The 17,275-nt window shown below is 74.6% G+C and carries 15 protein-coding genes; 12 read left to right on the top strand and 3 right to left on the bottom strand.

Annotated elements, in window-relative coordinates; all coding sequences use genetic code 11:
* Window positions 1-4: 4 nt before the first annotated feature.
* Window positions 5-994, bottom strand: a complete 990-nt coding sequence (locus OG553_RS29475; protein ID WP_405981868.1) for an alpha/beta hydrolase — start codon at window positions 992-994, stop codon at window positions 5-7.
* Window positions 995-1,173: 179 nt separating this feature from the next.
* Complete coding sequence (locus tag OG553_RS29480; protein ID WP_405981869.1) at window positions 1,174-2,436, bottom strand: MFS transporter; 1,263 nt, start codon at window positions 2,434-2,436, stop codon at window positions 1,174-1,176.
* 152 nt (window positions 2,437-2,588) lie between these two features.
* Here OG553_RS29480 and OG553_RS29485 point away from each other — a divergent pair, with 152 nt between their 5' ends.
* The 6 genes from OG553_RS29485 (at window position 2,589) to OG553_RS29510 (ending at window position 8,685) form a co-directional block, all read left to right on the top strand.
* Complete coding sequence (locus OG553_RS29485; protein WP_405981870.1) at window positions 2,589-3,620, top strand: ABC transporter substrate-binding protein; 1,032 nt, start codon at window positions 2,589-2,591, stop codon at window positions 3,618-3,620.
* Window positions 3,621-4,029: 409 nt separating this feature from the next.
* Window positions 4,030-4,971 (top strand): FecCD family ABC transporter permease, encoded by a 942-nt coding sequence (locus tag OG553_RS29490; protein WP_405981871.1) that lies wholly within the window; start codon window positions 4,030-4,032, stop codon window positions 4,969-4,971.
* Window positions 4,968-5,756, top strand: coding sequence for an ABC transporter ATP-binding protein (locus OG553_RS29495; RefSeq protein ID WP_405981872.1), 789 nt, complete (start codon window positions 4,968-4,970; stop codon window positions 5,754-5,756). The genes OG553_RS29490 and OG553_RS29495 overlap by 4 nt, the downstream gene beginning before the upstream one ends.
* A gap of 10 nt (window positions 5,757-5,766) precedes the next feature.
* Window positions 5,767-6,621: a Rossmann-like domain-containing protein gene (locus OG553_RS29500; RefSeq protein ID WP_405981873.1), complete on the top strand. Its 855-nt coding sequence runs from the start codon at window positions 5,767-5,769 to the stop codon at window positions 6,619-6,621.
* Complete coding sequence (locus tag OG553_RS29505; RefSeq protein WP_405981874.1) at window positions 6,618-7,718, top strand: GHMP kinase; 1,101 nt, start codon at window positions 6,618-6,620, stop codon at window positions 7,716-7,718. The genes OG553_RS29500 and OG553_RS29505 overlap by 4 nt, the downstream gene beginning before the upstream one ends.
* Window positions 7,639-8,685 carry a pyridoxal-phosphate dependent enzyme gene (locus tag OG553_RS29510; protein ID WP_405981875.1) on the top strand — a complete coding sequence of 349 codons (1,047 nt, stop codon included), beginning with the start codon at window positions 7,639-7,641 and terminating at the stop codon, window positions 8,683-8,685. The genes OG553_RS29505 and OG553_RS29510 overlap by 80 nt, the downstream gene beginning before the upstream one ends.
* On the opposite strand, the gene OG553_RS29515 is transcribed toward OG553_RS29510, so the two are convergent.
* Window positions 8,648-9,595 (bottom strand): methionyl-tRNA formyltransferase, encoded by a 948-nt coding sequence (locus tag OG553_RS29515; RefSeq protein ID WP_405981876.1) that lies wholly within the window; start codon window positions 9,593-9,595, stop codon window positions 8,648-8,650. The genes OG553_RS29510 and OG553_RS29515 overlap by 38 nt on opposite strands.
* A 269-nt stretch (window positions 9,596-9,864) precedes the next feature.
* Between OG553_RS29515 and OG553_RS29520 the strand changes: the two genes are divergently transcribed.
* From OG553_RS29520 to OG553_RS29545, 6 genes are all read left to right on the top strand, one after another.
* Window positions 9,865-11,235 carry a lysine N(6)-hydroxylase/L-ornithine N(5)-oxygenase family protein gene (locus tag OG553_RS29520; protein ID WP_405981877.1) on the top strand — a complete coding sequence of 457 codons (1,371 nt, stop codon included), beginning with the start codon at window positions 9,865-9,867 and terminating at the stop codon, window positions 11,233-11,235.
* A 17-nt stretch (window positions 11,236-11,252) separates the two neighbouring features.
* Window positions 11,253-12,320, top strand: a complete 1,068-nt coding sequence (locus OG553_RS29525; protein WP_405981878.1) for a FecCD family ABC transporter permease — start codon at window positions 11,253-11,255, stop codon at window positions 12,318-12,320.
* On the top strand, window positions 12,317-13,378 hold the full coding sequence (locus OG553_RS29530; protein ID WP_405981879.1) for a FecCD family ABC transporter permease: 1,062 nt from the start codon (window positions 12,317-12,319) through the stop codon (window positions 13,376-13,378). Before OG553_RS29525 ends, OG553_RS29530 begins: the two co-directional genes overlap by 4 nt.
* A gap of 39 nt (window positions 13,379-13,417) precedes the next feature.
* Complete coding sequence (locus tag OG553_RS29535) at window positions 13,418-14,269, top strand: ABC transporter ATP-binding protein (protein ID WP_405981880.1); 852 nt, start codon at window positions 13,418-13,420, stop codon at window positions 14,267-14,269.
* A 102-nt stretch (window positions 14,270-14,371) separates the two neighbouring features.
* Window positions 14,372-15,439: an iron-siderophore ABC transporter substrate-binding protein gene (locus OG553_RS29540; protein ID WP_405981881.1), complete on the top strand. Its 1,068-nt coding sequence runs from the start codon at window positions 14,372-14,374 to the stop codon at window positions 15,437-15,439.
* Complete coding sequence (locus OG553_RS29545) at window positions 15,436-17,235, top strand: ABC transporter ATP-binding protein (RefSeq protein WP_405981882.1); 1,800 nt, start codon at window positions 15,436-15,438, stop codon at window positions 17,233-17,235. Before OG553_RS29540 ends, OG553_RS29545 begins: the two co-directional genes overlap by 4 nt.
* Window positions 17,236-17,275: the final 40 nt, after the last annotated feature.

A 17,275-nucleotide genomic window follows, 5' to 3' on the forward strand; every position in this document is an offset into this window, starting at 1 on the left:
CCCGTCACGCCTTGCGGAGCCGGGCGATGACGCCGTCTATGTCGCGCTGGAGCAGGTCGTGGCGGACGAAGTGGCCGCCGGGCACCTCGTACGACTCGTGCGGGATCCCGGCGCGGTCGAGCAGCGCGCGGAACTCCCGCTGTCCGGCGAGGACCTGGGTCTCGTTGACGGTGTCGAACCAGTTGACCGGGTCGGGGCTGGTGCCGGCCACGAGGAAGACCCGCTTGTGGCGGTAGCTCTCGATCCGCTCCACCGGGTTGTCGGCGCTCACCCGGGCCTGGTCCCAGAAGGGGGCGCCGTAGATGGTGCCGCCGCTCAGGTCGAGGGCGGCCGCCGAGGCGTTGGCCCAGTGGCCGACGAGCCCGCCGTCCCGGCGCAGGCTGGCCGGGCCGGAGTGGGCGCTGACGGACGCGAAGTGGCCGTAGTACTCGGCGGCGTACTTCAGGGCGCCGAAGCCGCCCATCGAGAACCCGGCCACGGCCCGCCCGTCGTACTCGGCGTACGTGCGGAAGTTGGCCTCGATCCACGGCAGCAGCTGGGCGATGTGGAAGGTCTCCCAGTTCCGGGGGCCCACGTTGGAGCTGACGGGGTTCGAGTACCAGCCCGCGTGGCCGCCGTCGGGCATGACCACGATGAGCGGCTTGCCGGCCGTCCAGTCGCGGATGCGCTCCCGGTCGAAGGTGATGAAGTCCTGGTCGGTGCCGCCGCCGTGGAAGAGGTACAGCACGGGGTAGGTGCGGCCGCTCCAGTGGTAGTCGTCCGGGAGCAGGACGTTCACGGCCGGGTCCCAGCCGATGGCGTCGGTGTCGAACCGGTAGTACCACATGCGGTGGTCGCTCTCGTTGCGGTCCACGATGCGCAGGCCGAAGCCGTCCCCGGCGGCCGAGGCGGCGGTGGCGCCGGCCAGCACGCCCCCGGCGCCGAGGGCCAGCGCCGCCGAGAGCCCGCCGGCGGACTTGAGGATGCTCCTGCGGGTGGGGTGCTGCGCGGTCAACGGGGCCTCCCGGTGCGAAGGGTGCGGCTTGGGGGGCGTGCTGAGCGCCCCGGCGGCCGTACGGACTGGCGCTCGGGAACCTAACAACGGGCCTGCGGCCGGGGGATCCGGAACATTGCGGAATGACACCCGCGCCGCCCTCGGGTAGCGGGTGCCGGGGAGCCCCCGGCCGCGGCCGGTCAGTCCCGCGCCGCCGGGGCCGTGCGGGCGAAGTGGCGGGCGGTGGGGGTCAGGGCGGCCGCCGCCGGTACGAGGAAGCAGGCGGCGGCGCAGGCCGTGAGGACGGGGGTGACCCCGAAGGCGGTGATGGCCGGGGCGATCAGGGCCAGGCCGACCGGGGCCAGGCCGTAGGAGACGAGGAAGTCCAGCGAGGAGACGCGGGCCAGCTTGTCCGGGGCCACCTCGCGCTGGGTGGCCGTGAACCAGGGCACGTTGAACAGCTCTATCCCGGTCCCGGCGACGGCGTACGCGGCGACGACCACCGCCGGGTGCACGGGCAGGACGAGGCTCAGCGGTGCGAAACCGTACGCCGCCAGCCCGGCGAAGGCGGCCCAGCCCTGCGAGCGCGGCCGCAGCCGGGCGGTGAGCAGCGCCCCGGCGAGCGCGCCGACGGTGTAGGCGGTCATGGCCGCGGCCAGCACCCACTCGGTGCCGTAGCGGTCCCGGCTGATCAGCGGCAGGGCGACGCTGGTGGCGGAGTAGCCGAGCGAGATCACGCAGACGAGGGCGGCGAGTCCGGCCAGGAACCAGGGGTGCCGGCGGGCCTCGCGTATCCCCTCGGCGAACTCGGCGCGGAAGCCGGCGCGGGGTGCGGGACCGGCCGCCGCGGCCGGGGCGGCGGTGCCCCGGGCGGGGACGAGGGCGGCGACCAGCCAGAGCAGTCCGATGCCGAGGAGCAGCGTGCGGACGTCGAGGAAGGCGGCGAGCAGCGCCGTCAGGGCGGGGCCGGCGAGCGTGGAGGCGCGTACCGCGAGGGTCATGGCGGCGTTGGCCTGCTGGCGGCGCTCCGGGTCGACGGTCTCGGCGACGAGGGCCTGGAACGCCGGGCGGCAGGCGCCCTGCCCGGCGCCGGCGAGGGCGGCGGCGGCCGTCATCAGCACGAGGGAGCGGCCGAGTCCGGCGGTGAGCAGGGGGGCGGCGGCGCCCGCCGCGAGGGCGGACCAGAGGACGACCGCGCGGCGCGAGTGCCGGTCGGCCAGTACGCCGCCCACGGCGACGGCGGCGAGGAAGCCGACGGTGCGCGCGGCGAGGACCAGGCCGAGTCCGGCGGCTCCGAGGTCGCGGTGGAGGACGGCGAGCCCGAGGACGAAGGGCAGGGCCCAGGTGGCGAGGCCGGAGGCGGTGGTGCCGGCCCAGAGGCGCAGGAAGGCGGGGTCGCGCAGGATCGAACGGGGCGGCGGGGCGGGGGACTTGACGGTGGTCGGCGCGGGTGTGGTGGCCACGGGTCGGGTGCTCCTGGAAGGCGGGGAGGCGGTTCGGTGAACCACCCCCGAGGTGGTTAATGAAAATGATTGCCATTACAGTACCCTTCCATCGCGGCAGTTCTGCCCGGTGCACGACAACGCCCGCCCCCGCCTCCCGGACCGGAGAACCCATGCGCCACCCCGCCCGCCCCGCCCTCGCCCTCACCCTCACCCTCGCGACCCTCGCCACCGCCGGCTGCTCCACGGCGGGCGGCGGTGGCTCCGGCGCGGCCGCCGCCGGCCCCGCAGCCGCGTCCTCCGTCACCAGCTGCGGCACCCCGCTCACCTTCGCCAAGCCGCCGGAGCGGGCCGTCGCCCTGGACCAGGCCTCCACCGAGACCCTCCTCGAACTGGGCCTCCAGGACCGGATGGCCGGAACCGCCAACCTCAAGACGAAGATCCCCCCGCAGTACGAGGCCGCCTACGCCAAGATCCCGGTCATCGCCCCCAAGATCGCCACCGGCGAGCAACTGCGCGCCGCCACACCCGACTTCGTCCTCGCCGGATCCACCGACCTCTTCACCCCGGACCGCGCCGGAACCCGCGAGGAGCTGGCCGCCCTCAAGGTCCCCGCCTTCGTGAGCGCCGTGGACTGCCCCGACCGGAACCCGGCCGGGAAATCCCCCTTCGAGCTCCTCTTCTCCGACTACGAGAACCTCGGCCGCGTCTTCGGCGCCGGGGAACGCGCGGGCCGGCTGGCCGCGGGCCAGCGCGAAGCCGTGGCCAAGGCGGCGGAGACCGGTGCCAAGGCGGCCCGGGGGGCGGACCGGCCCACCGTCGTCTACCTCTACTCCGTCTTCAACGGCATGCCCTACGTGGCCGGGAAGAGCGGCCTGCCGAGTGAGATGAGCCGGATCGTCGGCGCGCGCAACGCCTTCGACGACGTCGACGGGGACTGGCCGGAGGTCTCCTGGGAGGAGGTCGCCAAGCGCGACCCGGACTTCATCGTGATCGGCGACCTCTCCGAGCGCGGCCGCCCCGGTGACAGCGCCGCCGAGAAGCGCGCCGTGATGGCGCAGCACCCGGTGGTCTCCCGGCTGGGCGCCGTCCGCGACGGCCGGATCATCGAGGTGCCGGGCATCGAACTCGACCCCTCCGTACGGTCGGTGCACGCCCTCGGGCTGCTGGCCGCCGGGATGAAGGACCTCGGCCGTGCCCGTTGACCAGGCCGCCTCTGCCTCCGGCGCGGACTCCGGTCCCAGTGCGGGCCACGGCTCCGGCGCACGCCGCAGCGCAGGGGCGGGCTCGTGCCCCGAGACCGGCTCCGGCTCTGGGCCTGGCTCCGGGTCCGGGTCCGGCACCGGGTCCGGCACCGGGTCCGGCACCGGGTCCGGCGCCGGCTCCGGCTCTGGCCCTGGGTCCGGCGCTGGCTCCGGGGCCGGGGCGGGGTCCGAGTCCGGGTCCGGGTCCGGGTCCGGCGCCGGGTCCGGCTTCGGCTCTGGCCGCGGCGCCGGGGCCGGCGCCGGGGGGCTTCGGGCTCGGGTTGTCGGCGGTGTTCGGGCTCGGCGCGGGGGCCGTGCGGTTCGGGGTCTCGTCGCCGCGGTCGTTCTGGCAGGCTCCCTCGCGGCGGCCGTGCGCACCGGCACCGCCGACATCGGCTGGAGCGGCCTCGGCCGCGCACTCGGTACCCGGCTCGGCCTGGCCGTGGAACCGCTGCCCCCGCTGCTGGACTCCCTCGTCTGGGACCTGCGGCTGCCGCGCGTGCTGATGGCCGCCCTCGTCGGCGCCTCCCTCGCCGTCTGCGGCGCGGTCCTCCAGGCCGTCACCCGCAACGCCCTGGCCGACCCCTACCTGCTGGGCGTCTCCTCGGGCGCCTCGGCGGGAGCCGTCACCGTCGTGGTGCTCGGGGTGGGCGCGGGCGCGCTCGGCGTCACCGGCGGGGCGCTCGTGGGAGCCCTGCTCGCCTTCGGGGCGCTCCTGCTGCTGCTCCGGCGCACCGGGCTGGACTCGGTCCGCATCGTGCTCACCGGTGTGGTCGTCGGCCAGCTCTGCACCGCGCTGACCTCGCTCGTCCTGATGGCCTCGGCGGACGCCGACACCACGCGGGCCGTCACCCACTGGCTGCTCGGCTCGATGGCCCCGGCCCGCTGGGACACCGTCGCGGTCTGCGCGCTCGTCACCCCGCTGGGCCTGGCGGCCGCCTGGCTCTGCTCCAACTCCCTCGACGGGCTCGCCTTCGGCAGCGACACCGCCGCCTCCCTCGGCATCGGCGTACGGCGCACCCGGCTGCTGCTGCTCGTGGTCACCGCCGCGCTGACCGCCGTGGCCGTGGCCACCGTCGGTGCCATCGGCTTCGTCGGCCTGATCGTCCCCCACGGGGTGCGGTTCCTCGTCGGCCCCCGGCACCGGGTGCTGCTGCCGTACGCGGCCCTGGCGGGCGCGGTGTTCCTGGTGTGGACGGACGCGCTGGCCCGGATCGCGTTCGCGCCCCGCGAGGTGCCCGTCGGCGTGATCACCGCCCTGCTCGGCGTACCGCTCTTCCTACTCGTCCTGCGCAGGAGGGGGGAACTGTGAGGATCACCGCCGAAGGGCTGAGCTGGTCGGTGGCGGGCACGCCCGTCGTACGCGGCGTCAGCCTGGACGTCGCACCCGGCGAGACGGTCGGCCTCCTGGGCCCCAACGGATCCGGCAAGTCCTCGCTGCTGCGCTGCCTCGCCGGGCTGCGCACCCCCGACGCCGGAACCGTCCGCTACGACGGCGAGTGCGTACGGGACTGGAGCGCGCGCCGGACCGCCCGGCACGTCGCCTTCGTCGGACAGGACGCGGCCGCCGACAGCGATCTGACGGTCGCCGACGTCGTCGGCCTCGGCCGGACCCCGTACCGCGACCGCTGGCGCGGACCCGACGCCCGCGACCGGGCGGTGGTGGCCGCCGCGCTGGACCGCCTCGGCCTCACCGGCCTCGCCGGCCGCTCCTGGCGGGCCCTGTCGGGCGGCGAACGGCAACGCGCCCACATCGCCCGCGCGCTGGCCCAGCAGCCGAACGGGCTGCTCCTGGACGAGCCGACCAACCACCTGGACGTCCGCCACCAGCTGGAGCTGATGGAACTGCTCACCGGTACCGGCCGGACCGTCCTGGTCGCCCTGCACGACCTGTCCCTCGCCGCCCGCTACTGCGACCGGCTGCTGCTCCTGCACCACGGCCGCCTGACCGCCTCGGGCACCCCCGCCGCCGTACTGACCCGCGAACGGCTCGCCGCGGTCTTCGAGGTGGACGCCGAACTCACCACCGACGCCCTCGGCCACCCCGCCGTCGGCTACCGGGGACCCCTCCCCGCGACATCCCGACCCGCCCCCTGAAAGGACCCCCGTGCACAGCACCACCAGCACCACCGCCACCGACACCGCCCACAGCGTCGACTCCCTCGTCGAAGCGGTCCTCGCCGGATCCCACGGCCCGCTCCCCTCCGGGCTCACGGCCACCAGCGTCTTCTGGATCCACCACGGCACCCGGCTGGCCGGCGGCGACACCACCTACCTCAACCAGTACGTCCTGGTCCGGCTCGGCGCCTCCTTCGGCGGCTGCGCCTTCGAGGCCGGGCAGATCGACCCCGCGCTCTGCCACGAGTACTCCGGCGCCCCGCTCGACGTCCTCCTGCGAGAGGCCCCGCGGCCGCTGCGGACCGCCGCGCTCGACGCCTACCTCGGCGCGGTGCGCCCGCACACCGGGGCCGCCGCCGCGGGCGAGGCCGAACCCGTCGTCCTCCCCGCCGGGACCCCGGAACTCCGGGCCGGCGCCAGGGACGCGGCCATCGCGGGCCTGCTCGACATCGAGGAGGGAGCCCGCGTCGGCCTGATCGGCGTGGTGAACCCGCTGGTAGCGGCGATCCGCGAGCGCGGGGGCCGGCCGCTGCCCTGCGACTTCAACCTGAAGGCGACCCAGTGGGGAGACCCCGTCACCGACGACATGCACGAGGTGCTGGAGCGCGCCGACGCCGTCGTCGCCACCGGGATGACCCTGGGCAACGGCTCGTTCGACACGATCCTGGAGCGCTGCCGGTCCCGGGGCGTCCCGCTGGTCGTCTACGCCCAGAGCGGCAGCGCGGTGGCCCGGGCCTTCCTCGGGTCCGGGGTGACCGCCCTGTCCGCAGAACCGTTTCCCTTCTCCCAGTTCAGCGCCGGGGAGACCGTCCTGTACCGCTACCGGACGGCGGGCCGCGCGTGATCCCCGCCGCCCGTACGGCCCCCGCCCGTACGGTCCCCGTCCGTACGGTCCCCGTCCGTACGGCCCCCACCCGTCCCGCCCCCGCCCCGGGCGGCCTCCGTACGGGCACCGGGCGCGCCCCCTGCCACCACGGCGAGCTGCTCCAGGGCGTCTTCCTCGACGGCGCGGGACGCCGCTGCGCGGGCCTGGTCACCCTCCCCATGCCCGGCCCCGCCGGCCGCGCCCGGTTCCGGCCCCGGCCCGGCACCGCCCCGGACGACCTGACCGTCGTGCCCGAGGGCCGGACCAAGGCCGCGCGGGCCGCCGTCCTCGCGGTCGCGGAGTGCGCGAGGCGGTCCGGACGGGCCGCCTGCGGCGGCGAGCTGAGGCTCACCGGGGGCGTCCCGGTGGGCCTGGGCATGGGCAGCTCCACCAGCGACGTGATCGCCGCCGTGCGCGCGGTCGCCGACGGGTACGGGCTGCGGCTCCCGCCGGACGCGGTCGCGCGGCTGGCCGTACGCGCGGAACTGGCCAGCGACCCGCTGATGCTGGACGGCCGCCCGGTGCTCTTCGCGCAGCGCGAGGGCCGCGTCCTGGAGGTCCTCGGCCCGGCCCTGCCGCCGCTGGTCGTGGTGGGCTGCGCCCTCGGCGGCGGCTCGCCCGTGGACACCCTGTCCCTGCCCGCGCGCCCGCCCGCCGAGGCCGGGGCGGACGAGGTGCGGGCCTTCGAGCGGCTGCGCGCGCTGCTGCGCCGGGCGGTGGCCACGGGCGACGTGCGGCTGCTCGGCGAGGTCGCCACGGCCAGCGCCCGGATCGGCCAGCGCGTCCTGGCCCACCCGGAGTTCGACGACCTGACCGACGTCGCCCGGCGGGTCGGGGCGGCGGGCGTGCAGATCGCGCACAGCGGATCCGTGGCGGGCCTGCTGTTCGACCCGGCCGCGCCCGGCCTGCGCCACCGCGTCCGCTCCTGCGTGCGGGCCCTGGACGCCCACGGCATCCCCGCCACCCGGACCTTCACCACCACCGAGGAGATCCCCCATGGACCAGCACATCGCGGAGGCGGTCGGCCGGCCGGACCTGGTACGGCTCGACGACCGGCTCGTCTGCCTGCGCTTTGAGACGATGAAGGCCGTCTCCGCCCTCGCGGCGGTGCGCCACCTGCTGGACACCGGAGCCGTGCGGCGCGGCGACACCCTGCTGGACAGCTCCAGCGGGATCTACGCGTACGCCCTGGCCCTGGCCTGCCACCGGTACGGCATGCGCTGCCACATCGTCGGCTCGACGACGGTGGACCGCACCCTGGGCGTCCAGCTCGCCGTGCTCGGCGCGACGCTGGAGCGGATGGAGCCGTGCGACGACCTCAAACTCGACCAGAAGCGGCGGGTCGAGCGGATCCACGAGATCCTCGCCGAACACCCCGAGTACCACTGGATGCGCCAGTACCACGACGACGTCCACTACCTCGGCTACCGGGCCGTCGCCGACCGGATCCGGGGGGCCGTCGGGGACGGCCCCCTCACCCTCGTCGGCGGGGTCGGCTCGGGCGCCTCAACCGGCGCCCTCGCCCGCTACCTGCGCGGGGGCCCGGGCGGGAGCGCGGACGTGGAGCTGGTCGGCGTACAGCCGTACGGCAGCGTCACCTTCGGCGCGGAGCACGTCAGCGACCCCGAGATCATCATCGCGGGCATCGGCAGCTCCATCCCCTTCGGCAACGTGGCGCACGAGCTCTACGACACCCTGCACTGGGTCTCCTTCGACGCGGCCCTCGCGGGCGGAGTCGACCTGCTGCGCCGGCACGCGGTGTTCGCGGGGCTGTCCACGGGCGCGGGCTACCTGGCGGCCCGGCACGAACGCGGGCGCGCCCCGGAGCGGACCGTCGTCTTCGTCGCGGCCGACACGGGCCACCGCTACGTGGACTCCGTCTACGCCCGCCACGGCGAGGCCGCCCGCATCGGCGACCTCGTACCGCGCGAGGTCACCGGTACGGACGAGCTGTCGCTGCCGTGGTCCCGGATGCGCTGGAACCGCCGCCCGGACCCCCGGGGGCTCACGGCGTGCGGGTCAGGTACCCGCCCATGGAGGTGAAGTACTCGGTCGCGGGGAGTTCGCGCCCGTCCTCGGTCCGCACCCGGGTGACGGCCAGGCCGTGGTTGCGTCCGGTGGCGGCGCCGGCGCCGGCGACGATCACCACGCCGTCGCCCTCGCGGTAGAAGATCCGGCCGGGCGTGCCGCCGTAGCGGGCGCCGGAGACCCTGGCGGCGAGGACCTCGATGCGCCTGCCCCGGTGGAAGGTGAAGGCGCTGGGGTACGGGTCGGACTGGGCGCGGACCAGGCGTTCGAGGGTCTCGGCGGGCCAGGTCCAGTCGATGCGGCCGTCCTCGACGGAGCGCTTGTGGAAGAAGCTCGCCCGCGAGCGGTCCTGGCGGGTGAACTCCCTCTGCCCGGAGGCGATCAGGCCGAGCGCGCCGATGGTGACCGGGGCGATCAGGTCGACCGTCTTGTGGAAGAGGTCGGTGGCGGTGTCGGCCGGTCCGACCGGGACCGCCTCCTGCCGGACGATGTCGCCGGCGTCGAGCTCGTCGTTCATCATGTGCGCGGTGACGCCCACTTCGGTCTCCCCGTTGATCAGGGCCCAGATCAGCGGGGAGAAGCCGGCGTACTTCGGGAGCAGCGAGTCGTGCACGTTCAGGGTGCCGTGGCGGGGGAGGCCGAAGACGCGCGGGGGGATCCAGGTCCGCCAGTTGTTGGCGACGATGACGTCCGGGTCGGCCGCCTTGAGGCGCTCGAACAGCTCCTCGTCGTCGGGGCGGTTGCGCAGCAGCACCGGGACGCCGTGCTCCTCGGCGAGGTCGGCGACGGAGTCGCTCCAGATCTTCTCGTAGACGTGCTCGCTCTTGGGATGGGTGACGACCAGCACCACGTCGTGTTCGGAGTCCAGGAGGGCTTGCAGGGTCCGGTGCCCCCAGGTCTGGTAGCCGAACATGACGACCCGCATGGAGTTCCTCCTCAGCGCAGGGGGTTGGCCGCCGGTCAGTTAAGCAAGGCTTGCCTAAGTGCGCAACGGGGCGCATTGGGGGGCGCGTTGGCGTCCGCGTGCTCCCGTCCGGTCGGCTCTCCCCTCGACAGCCCCAAGAACATCAGCTTAGCCTTACCTAAGTTCCGGATCGGGGCCTCGGCCTGCGCACCGGCCTCCCGTACGTCCCCACTGCCCGACCAACGGCCGCCGCGCGGCGCTGCGGCCGCCCCCCGCACGATGGGAGTGACATGGCACAGGCTCGTCCCGGCGACGCCCCCCTGATCCACGACCTCGTAGGCATCGGCTTCGGGCCGTCCAACGTGGCCATGGCGATCGCGCTCAGCGAGCACAACGCACGCGTCGGCAGACAGGGCGCGATCACCGCCCAGTTCTTCGAGGTCCAGCCGCGCTTCGGCTGGCACCGCGGCATGCTCATCGACGACGCCACCATGCAGGTGTCCTTCCTCAAGGACCTGGTGACCCTGCGGAACCCCGCCAGCGCGTTCAGCTTCCTCTGCTACCTCAAGAGCAGGGGCAGGCTGGTCGACTTCATCAACCACAAGAGCCTCTTCCCCCTGCGGGTGGAGTTCCACGACTACCTGGAGTGGGCGGCCGCCCAGGTCGACGACATGGTCTGCTACGGCCACGAGGTCGTGGGGGTGACCCCCGTCCTGTCGGACGGAGTCGTGGAACACCTCGACGTCACCGTCCGCTCCGGTGAGGGGCTCGCTCTGCACCGGGCCCGCAACCTGGTCATCGGGACCGGGCTGCGCCCCCTGATGCCGGAGGGCGTCGACCGCACGGAGCACGTCTGGCACACCTCCGAACTGCTGACCAGGGTCGAGGAGATGGCGGGGGCCGCGCCCTCCCGCTTCATCGTCGTGGGCGCGGGGCAGAGCGCCGCGGAGAACGTGGCCTACCTGCACCGGCGCTTCCCCGGGGCCGAGGTCTGCGCCGTCTTCACCCGCTACGGATACAGCCCCGCCGACGACAGCGGCTTCGCCAACCGGATCTTCGACCCGGAGGCGGTCGACGCGTTCTTCACCGCCCCCGAGGACGTCAAGCGCGGCCTGATGGACTACCACCGCAACACCAACTACTCCGTGGTGGACATCGATCTGATCGACGACCTGTACCGGCAGATGTACCAGGAGAAGGTCCTCGGCACCGAACGCCTGCGCTTCCTCAACGTCTCCCGGCTGACCGAGGTGAAGGAGGACCCGGGGGCCGGCGTACGGGCCACCGTGCGGTCCCTCGTCACCGGCGAGGAGACCCCCCTGGACGCCGACGCCGTGGTCTTCGCCACCGGCTACCGGCCCGCCGACCCCCTCGGCCTCCTCGGCGAGGTCGCCGACCGCTGCCTGCGCGACGCGGAGGGGCGCGTGCGCGTCGGACGCGACTACCGCATCGGGACCGATCCCGGGGTGCGCTGCGGCATCTACGTGCAGGGGGGAACCGAGCACACGCACGGCATCACCTCCTCGCTGCTGTCCAACACCGCCGTCAGGGTCGGCGAGATCCTCGACTCCCTCCTCGGCCGCACCCCCGGATCCGGCTCCGGCGACGGGCCGGGCGCGGCCCGGACCGTCGTGGACGGCACCGGCAGCACCGCCCGCTAGCCGAAGGGACGGAGTACGTGGACACGGGTACGAGCGCGGTGGAGGTCCCCGCGCCCCGGGGCGCCTCCCGGCCGCCGCGCCGGCGGCGGCCGGTGGGGCCGGGGGCGCTGGTGGCGGTCCTGCTCGCGGCGGCGCTGGTCTCGCTGGCCGTCGGCGCCCGCGCGCTGACCCCCGCGGAGGTGTGGCAGGGCCTGTTCGCCGCGCCGGACCCCGACCGGCGGCTCACCGAGATCCGGCTCATCGTGCAGACCGTACGGGTGCCCCGGACGGTGCTCGCGATCGTGGCGGGCACTGCCCTGGGGGTCGGCGGGGCGCTGATCCAGGGGTACACGCGCAACCCGATCGCCGACACGGGCCTGCTGGGGGTGAACTCCGGCGCCTCGTTCGCCGTGGTGACCGTCGTCGCGGTGTTCGGGTTCACCGGCCCGTTCCAGTACGTCTGGTTCGCCTTCCTGGGGGCGGCGGTCGCCGGGGCCGTCGTGTTCGGGCTGGCGAGCATAGGGCGGGGGGCCGGCAACCCGCTGACCCTGGCCCTGGCCGGGCAGGGGGTCACGGTGTTCCTCGCGGCGATGACCACGGCGGTCGCGCTGTCGGACCAGGCGTCGCTGAACGCGCTGCGGTTCTGGAACGCGGGCTCCGTGGCCGGGGTCGGCTTCGACGTCATCCGGCCGGTGGCCGCCTTCGTCGCGGCCGGGCTGGTGCTGGCCCTGGTCACCCTGCCCGCCGTCAACCTGCTGAACCTGGGGGACGACGTGGCGCGCGGGCTCGGCGTGAACACCACGCTGGTCCGGACCGCGGGCATCGTCGCCATCACCCTGCTGGCGGGCGCGGCGACGGCGGCGTGCGGCCCCATCGCCTTCCTCGGCCTGATGGTGGCCCACGTGGCGCGGTACCTGACCGGGCCGGACTACCGCCGGCTGGTGCCGTACGCGGGCCTGCTCGGCGCGATCGTCCTGCTGGTCTGCGACATCGCGGGACGCCTGGTGGTGCGGCCGGGCGAACTGGACGCGGGGGTCCTCGTGGCCCTGCTCGGGGCGCCGTTCTTCGCGGTGCTGGTGTGGCGCGGGAGGTTCAAGAGCGCGTGAACGGGACGGACACGAGGGCTGCGGTGGCACCGGGCGTACGGCTCGGCCGGGTGTCGTTCGTCTGGCGGCCGTGGATCGCGGCGGCCACCCTGCTGCTGGCCGCGGCGGTCTTCCTGCTGGGCTGCCTGTCCATCGGCGTGGGGGAGTTCCCCATCGCCCTGCCGCAGGTGATCGCCACCGTCCTCGGCGGCGGCGAGCGGGTCGACCAGTTCGTGATCATGGACCTGCGGATGCCGAGGGCGCTGGCCGGACTGGTCGTGGGCGTGGCCCTCGGGGTGTCCGGGGCGATCACCCAGTCCGTCGCGCGCAATCCGCTGGCCAGCCCGGACATCCTGGGGATCACCGGGGGCGCCGGCATGGTGGCGGTCTTCCTGGTCACGGTCTCCGGAGGGGCCGCCGCGGCGGTCGCCGACTCGGTGGGCCTGTCCGCGGCGGCGCTCGCGGGCGGGCTCGGCGCGGGCCTGCTGGTCTACTTCCTGGCGTGGCGGCGCGGGATCGACGGCTTCCGGCTGGTCCTCATCGGCATCTCGGTCAGCGCGGTGACGGAGGCGGTCACCACCTGGCTGCTGGTCACGGCGGACATCAGGGACGTGGCGCGGGCGCAGGCGTGGCTGATCGGCTCGCTGGACGGTCGCTCGTGGGGCGAGGTCCGGGTGGCGCTCTGGTGCACGCTCGTGCTGCTGTGCGTGGTGGCGTGCGCGGCGTTCCAGTTCAAGCCGCTGCACCTGGGTGACGAGGTCGCCGCCGGGCTGGGCGTGCGCTACTCGGCCGTACGGGCCGTGCTGCTGCTGTGCGCGGTGCTGCTGGCCGGTGTGGCGGTGAGCGCGGCGGGCCCGGTCCCGTTCGTGGCGCTGGTGGCGCCGCAGGCGGCGATGCGGCTGGCGAGGTGCCCGACACCGCCGTTGGCGGCCTCGGGGCTGGTGGGGGCCCTGCTGCTGATCGGGGCCGACCTGGTCGCCCGTACGGCCCTGCCCGTCACCCTTCCCGTCGGCGTGGTCACGGCCGCGATCGGCGGTCCCTTCCTCGTATACCTGCTGGTGCGGGCCAACCTCCGCTAGCGGCACGGATTCGCGTACACACGGAAAGCAGGGGGAACAGTGGCAGCGGAGCACGACGGCGGGGGCGCCCCCGGGCCGGGTGGCGCCGCCCGGCTGGCGGCCAGGGGCGTCACGGTCGGGTACGGCGGGCGGAGCGTCATCGAGGACCTCGACGTGGAGATCCCTCAGGGGGTGGTCACCACCATCATCGGGCCCAACGGCTGCGGGAAGTCGACCCTGCTGCGGACCCTGTCGCGGCTGCTCAGGCCGACCGGCGGGACCGTGGTGCTGGACGGCGAGGACATCGGCCGGCTCCGCACCCGGGACGTGGCGAAGAAGCTCGGCCTGCTGCCGCAGGCGCCGGTCGCGCCGGAGGGGCTCACGGTGTCGGACCTGGTCGCGAGGGGCCGGCACCCGCACCAGGGCTGGCTGCGGCAGTGGTCCTCGGACGACGCCGCCGTGGTGGAGCGGGCGCTCGCCATGACCGGGGTGTCCGACCTGGCCGACCGCCCGGTGGACACCCTCTCGGGCGGGCAGCGCCAGCGCGTCTGGATCTCGATGGCGCTGGCCCAGGGCACCGACCTGCTGCTGCTCGACGAGCCGACCACCTACCTCGACCTGGCCCACGCGATCGACGTCCTCGACCTGGTGGACGACCTGCACGAGGGCGGCCGCACGGTGGTCATGGTGCTGCACGACCTCAACCTCGCCGCGCGCTACAGCGACAACCTCGTGGTGATGAAGGCGGGTTCGGTGCTGGCGCAGGGCCATCCGAGCGAGATCGTCACCGCCGGCCTGCTGCAGGAGGCCTTCGGCCTGCGCGCGGAGGTCGTCGACGACCCGGTGGGCGACCGCCCGCTCGTCGTCCCGATAGGCCGCGCGCACGTGCGGCGAGGTCCGGCTCGGACATAGATCCGGGCTCAACTAAGGCTAGGCTGCCCTCAGTTGGGGCGCTAGGGTTTGGCTGCCTTCGGGCAGCACTGCAATGGACGGCACGAAAGCAAGGGATTGCGGATGCTCCTCCAGCGAACGGCACCACGTACCCACCCATCGCGGCGGCCGGCAGCGGTCCTGACCGCCGCCGCCCTCGGAGCCGCCCTCCTCGCCGGATGCGGTTCCGGCACGGCGGACCAGGCCGACAAGAAGAGCGGCGAAGCCCCCGTCGGCACGGCCGGCACCTTCCCGGTCACCGTGGAGCACGCGTTCGGCACCACCAAGGTGGACAAGGCCCCCCGGCGGGTCGTCTCCGTCGGCTACACCGACGACCAGGCCGTCCTGGCGCTCGGCACCAAGCCCGTCGGCATGGTCGACCAGTACCCCAACCCGCCGGGCACCAGCCCCGACGTCAACACCCAGTGGCCCTGGGTGAAGGACAAGTGGGGCGACACCCGCCCCGAGGTCGTCATGAACAACGGCGACACCGGCCCCAACTACGAGAAGATCGCCGCCCTGCGCCCGGACCTGATCATCGCCGTCTACTCCGAGATCGACCGGGCCGCCTACGACAAGCTCTCCAAGATCGCCCCCACGGTGGGCCGCACCAAGGCCGAGAAGGAACCCTTCAGCGCCCCCTGGCAGGACAACGCCGTCCACATCGCCAAGGCCCTCGGCCAGGAGCGCAAGGGCGCCGCACTGGTGAAGGGCATCCAGGACAGGCTCGACGCGGCCCGCGCGGCCCACCCCGAGTTCGCGAACCGGACGGCCGTGGCCCTGTCCTGGTACAAGGACGCGGCGGCGCCGTTCACCACCACCGACGTACGCGGACGGCTGGTCACGGGCATCGGCTACAAGGGGCAGACCGAGATCGACAAGATCGCGGACGGCAAGTTCTTCACCGTGCTCTCCCCGGAGCGGATGGACCTGATCGACGTCGACCGGATCTTCGTCATCAACGACAAGGCGGACCAGGAAGCCCTGAAGAAGTCCGAGCTGTTCACCAACCTGAAGGCCGTCAGGAACGGAAAGGTCTCCTACCTCCTCGACAGCGAGGGACCCGCGGTCGGCGCCGCCATGTCCCAGGGCACCCTGCTCTCCCTGCCCTACGCGATCGACGAACTCGTCAAGGCGGCCGGACAGGGGTGAGCGCCACCGACACCGCAACCCGGGCCCCGTCGGCCCTGCGCACCACCACGGGCCGCGAGGCCGCCCGCTGGGCCGGGGCCTACTGCCGCGAACGGCCCTGGCTGACCTCCGCCACCGTTCTCAGCACGGTGGCGGGGGCCGCGCTCCAGGTCCTCCCGCTGCTCCTGCTCGGCCGGGTGGTCGACGCGGCGGCCGCCGGCGGCCCCCGCTCGGTCCTGTACACGACCGGGGCGGTGATGGCGGCCGCCGCGCTGCTCGGCGCGGCGGCCGGCGCCCTCTCCGCCTACCTGGTCGGACGGCTCGGCGCGGACCTGCTCGCCCGGCTGCGCGAGGTCGCCGTCCGGGCCGTCCTGGGCATGCCCAGCGCCCGGATCGAACAGGTCGGCCGCGGCGACGTGCTGTCCCGGGTCGGCGACGACGTCGCCGTCCTGTCCCGGGGCATCCGCTCGGCCGTACCCACCGTCTTCTCCGCCGGCGTGCTCGTCGTCATGGCCACCGCCGGCATGTTCGGCCTGGACTGGCGGCTCGGCCTGGCCGGCGCCGGCGCGCTGCCCGCGTACGCGTTCGCCCTGCGCTGGTACCTGCCCCGGTCCGCCCCGCTCTACCGCAGGCAGCGCGCCGTCCAGGCCGACCGCGCGCAGGCGCTGATCAGCGGGCTCGACGGGATCGACACCGTCCGGGCCTACCGGCTCGAAGGGGCCGTCCGGGAGAAGGTCACCGCCGAGTCCTGGCGGGTGCGCGAACTCGGCATCGAGGTGTTCCGGCTCTTCGGCCGCTTCGTCGGCAGGGAGAACCGCGCCGAGTTCATCGGACTGGTCCTGATCATCCTGGTGGGGTACGCCCTGCTGGAGGCCGGCGCCGCGACACTGGGCGAGGTGGCGGCGGCCCCGCTCGTCTTCCACCGGCTCTTCACCCCGCTCGGCTCCATCATGTTCACCTTCGACGAGGCGCAGAAGTCCGGCGCGAGCCTGACCCGGCTGGTCGGAGTGCTCGGGGAGAACACCGCCGACCGGCTCGTGGGCACGCCGGCCGTCGCCCCGGCGGAGCCCGGCGCCCACCCGCTCACCGTCAAGGGCCTGACCTTCACCTACCCCGGCGCCGAGGAGCCGGTGCTGCGGGACGTCGACCTGGCCATCCCGGCGGGCGGCTCGCTCGCCCTCGTCGGGGCGACGGGCGCGGGCAAATCCACCCTGGCCGCGCTCGTCGCCGGCATCGGAACCCCGCAGGCCGGCTCCGTGCACATCGGCCCGACCGACCTCGCCGACCTCGACGAGGCGGGCGCCCGGGCCCTGGTGAGCATCCTGACCCAGGAGACGCACGTCTTCTCCGGGACGCTCGCCGACGACCTGCGCCTCGCCGCGCCCGCGGCGTCCGACGCCGAACTGGCCGACGCCCTGCGCACGGTCGGCGCCGACGAGTGGGCCGCCGCCCTGCCCGACGGGCTGGACACCCCGGTCGGCGAGGGCGGCGAACGCCCGGACGCCACCCTGGTCGCCAGGATCGCCCTCGCCCGGCTGGTGCTGGGACGTACGCCCGTGGTGGTGCTCGACGAGTCCACGGCCGAGGCGGGCAGCGAGGGCGCCGCCGGACTGGAGCGGGCCGTGCGCGCCGCCTGCGCCGGCCGGACCACCCTGTTCGTGGCGCACCGGCTGACGCAGGCGATGGCGGCCGACCGGATCGCCGTGCTGGACGCGGGACGGGTGGCCGAACAGGGCACCCACGAGGAGCTGGTGGCCCTCGGAGGCAGGTACGCGGACCTGTGGCGGGCCTGGCGCGAGGGCAGCAGGCCCACCTGACCGGGTGGGCCACCGCAGGAAGACCGAAGGGGCGTTGAGG

The sequence above is a fragment of the Streptomyces sp. NBC_00158 genome, assembly GCF_045160885.1.
In the GTDB taxonomy this organism is placed as follows: domain Bacteria; phylum Actinomycetota; class Actinomycetes; order Streptomycetales; family Streptomycetaceae; genus Streptomyces.

Coding starts and splice junctions, on each gene's coding strand:
- OG553_RS29485 (WP_405981870.1), top strand. CDS start 2,589: ATGCGCCACCCCGCCCGCCCCGCCCTCGCCCTCACCCTCACCCTCGCG.
- OG553_RS29510 (WP_405981875.1), top strand. CDS start 7,639: ATGGACCAGCACATCGCGGAGGCGGTCGGCCGGCCGGACCTGGTACGG.
- OG553_RS29515 (WP_405981876.1), bottom strand. CDS start 9,595: ATGCGGGTCGTCATGTTCGGCTACCAGACCTGGGGGCACCGGACCCTG.
- OG553_RS29520 (WP_405981877.1), top strand. CDS start 9,865: ATGGCACAGGCTCGTCCCGGCGACGCCCCCCTGATCCACGACCTCGTA.
- OG553_RS29540 (WP_405981881.1), top strand. CDS start 14,372: ATGCTCCTCCAGCGAACGGCACCACGTACCCACCCATCGCGGCGGCCG.